Here is a 3,043-nt window from a genome sequence, read left to right on the forward strand (position 1 = left end):
AATGATTGCGTCGATTTTTTTCATTTCAGATGGTTTTACAGGGGTAAAATTACATAAAACACAACATTACCCCCAAAAAAATAGGGGTAGTGTAATCAAAAACATATTAATTAACGCCACTACCCCCTATAATTTAAGGGGGTGTCGAATGAAAAAAAATAATAAAGGGCAAAAGTACCCCTCGGGATAAGGGGGGTTGATACATATATATCTACTGCCCGAAGAAGGAAATTTTGATTAAAAACCGTCAGATTTAATTTAAATGCAGGAAAAAGCTGAAGTGATTGCCAATTCTATTCGAGGTGCTAAACCGGGACTAAACAAGGGAAACAAAAAAACCCAGCCTTGAGCGGGCTGGGTTCGTGATCTAAGAGTAGACCAGGTTCGTTGGTTGTTCAAATGTCTATATTCTAATATGTTTTGAATAAGTTAATATGTAAAAACATATTTGCCACACATTTACTATCTTTGGGATATGCGAATTATCACCTTCTTTATTTTGATTGTAACTTTCTCATTATCAGCAGAAAGTAGAGCTTATGTTTCATGGTTGGCAGATGACGATAGATCCATATATCGTTTAAACTTTGAAACGGGTGAATTAGATATGTTTTTAGAGGATTCTCGAGTAAAATTAGGACAATTTTCGAGGAATTACACTTCTAAGGATCTTTATTCCGGCGAACAAGGAACTCTGCATGACCTAGGAAAACGGTTTTTGGTTTCGTTTTCGGGCTCGGGGCAGGTCTTTGAAGTTTTTTTCAAGGACTCCTCAATAACGAGATTAGACGGTACCTACCAGCATGGATACAACTTTGATGCCTATCAATTTGTTCGAGACGGTGTTCTATATAGTTTCGGTGGCTATGGTTTTTGGATGGAGAATAATATGCTGAATCGTTTTGATGAGGTAGCGAGAGAATGGTTTCACGTTTCAAAAGCGCCGTTCCCGGTCGAGGTAGATAACAAAAGCGGGATTCGTCATTTGCGTTGGTATGATAGGCAAGAAGATATTTTGTACGTAAGTCATTATCGCACCCTATATGCGTATGATTTCAAGAAGGACAGCTGGTTAGCTAAAGGTAGACTTGATACTGAACTATATCAATCGGTGGCTATGCATTTCAACATTATTAATGATAGTACTGGCTTTGCTCATAATGAAAACGGCTATTGGCTGTTGGATTGGCGTCGCAATAAAATCCATGAACTAGATTTGAGTGCAAACCAAGAGATTTCTTCACGTTCAGGAGTAGCAGGTATCTATTGTATGTACCCGGTCAATGACGAGATGGTTGTACTGAGAAAATCAGACAAGATTAAGGCTGGTTTTTTTCGTGCTGTACATACACCAGCCGATTGGAAGATTTGGAATACTACTAGGTTGTATACTCCTTATGCTTGGTACAAGACAGCCTTCTATGGTATTTGCGGCTTCGTTTTGTTTCTGCTCGTATGGTTAGCTCGAGCTCGTTACTTGAAGCTCATGAGTAAGAAGTCCGATTGGCTTGAATTTTTAACGCCTCAGGATTTATTGTTGTTCAATGCTTTGAAAATAGGTGATTTGGATACTGAAGAAGTCAATAGAATCTTGAATTTGGAAGACGAAGGTTGGGAGGTTCAGCGACGCAAGCGCAGTGAAGCCATCAAGGCCATCAATGCATTTGCCAATAAAGCTCTGGGATTTGATATTATCGAACGCCACAAAAGCGAGAAAGACAAACGACAGGTGATATATCGATTAAATTCGAGCTTAAAGTAGGGTTGGCACGATTGTAGCGTATAATCAACCACTAATATTCGAAGCGCATTTATGAAAAAGCTTTTGCTTGTTTTGGTCCTAGCGGCCACATCAACAATGACTGCCCAGAGCAGATGGGGTGTTCGAACAGGATTGAACTACAATTTGAATACCATCGGGTTGAGTGATGCCGCGACATCTGCACAAGAAATCTTTGAAGGACAGACTTCTGATAACGGCTATCATCTTGGCGTGTTTGGTCGTCAATACCTTGGTGATCAGCTCTATACGTCGGGAAGTTTGTTCTACGCGAAAAACACGCACTTTCTTGAAGGCACAGATGGTCCTAACAACATATTTTATGAAAGATTCGATCACGAATTCTTGCAGTTGGATGCGGGACTTGGTCTTAGACTGTTAAAATTTGCACGCGCTGAAGGTGGTATTCACTACCAAGGCACCATTTCAGACAATGCCTTTAGTCAAACCTTTAGTTCGCCAACTGCGGGGTATAACGTAGGTCTAGGTGTAGATGTTTGGAAACTGAGCCTTGATGTAACCTATTACGGGAGCTTTGCTGACCACACAGGCAGCTGGAACGACATTCCATTAAGCTACAACCGTTCACAGATTTTAGTGAGTCTAGGCGTTAAACTTTAACATTTCAACTCGCTCATTCTGTAAACTTTGGCACAGGTTTTGAGTTTACTTTGATAGCGTCATCAATTGAGTGTAAGCGAGTAATTTCATTGACGCGACATGGTTTTGTTCAGCGAGCCGCTTCGTACCCCGGGGCGGCTCGTTTGTTTTAAAGCGTTGCGAAGGCAGCTCTTCCTAATCCATCAACCTCCAAGCTCACTTCTTTCGTCTGCTTTATAAAGGATGCAGCAGTAGATGCACCGGCAAGAACAACCATGCCTTTCTTGAGAGCAATACCGTATTGATGCGCTAAGCGTGTTGCGGCTGCAAGAGCCTCGAATGGATTGTCTAGGATGGCGTCGCTCGAGCCCTCCGCTTCAACGGCGCCGTCAAAACTCATGACCATATCCAAGCCGTTTAGTCCAAGCGGAACTTCGCACCAAGGGCCTACCACAAACGCACAAGAACTGCAGTTGTCTGCAACTACATCTTCCAGTGAAAACTTAAAGTTCTCATATCTCGAATCGATCACTTCAATGGCAGATGCAACGCCGTCCACATAGTCCAAAACCTCTTGGGCATCAAGAACGCCTTCAATGTCTTTACTGAGGCGAAAGGCTATTTCAGGTTCGGCACGCGGGTGGCAACACTCTGATTTAATTA

Annotated in this window: 3 protein-coding genes; 2 read left to right on the plus strand and 1 reads right to left on the minus strand. The window is 42.0% G+C overall.

Annotated elements, in window-relative coordinates; all coding sequences use genetic code 11:
- Positions 1-475 precede the first annotated feature (475 nt).
- Both AAFM34_RS20685 and AAFM34_RS20690 read left to right on the plus strand, forming a co-directional pair.
- Positions 476-1,762 carry a hypothetical protein gene (locus AAFM34_RS20685; protein WP_341666125.1) on the plus strand — a complete coding sequence of 429 codons (1,287 nt, stop codon included), beginning with the start codon at positions 476-478 and terminating at the stop codon, positions 1,760-1,762.
- 51 nt (positions 1,763-1,813) lie between these two features.
- The gene (locus AAFM34_RS20690) at positions 1,814-2,401 is read left to right on the plus strand and encodes an outer membrane beta-barrel protein (RefSeq protein WP_341666128.1); all 588 of its coding nucleotides are present in this window, start codon (positions 1,814-1,816) and stop codon (positions 2,399-2,401) included.
- A gap of 148 nt (positions 2,402-2,549) precedes the next feature.
- Here the strand turns inward: AAFM34_RS20690 and AAFM34_RS20695 are convergent.
- Positions 2,550-3,043, minus strand: a 494-nt coding sequence (locus AAFM34_RS20695) for a fumarylacetoacetate hydrolase family protein (RefSeq protein ID WP_341666130.1), incomplete at its 5' end; no start/stop codon positions are given.

Source organism: Vibrio sp., assembly GCF_038138445.1.
GTDB lineage: Bacteria > Pseudomonadota > Gammaproteobacteria > Enterobacterales > Vibrionaceae > Vibrio.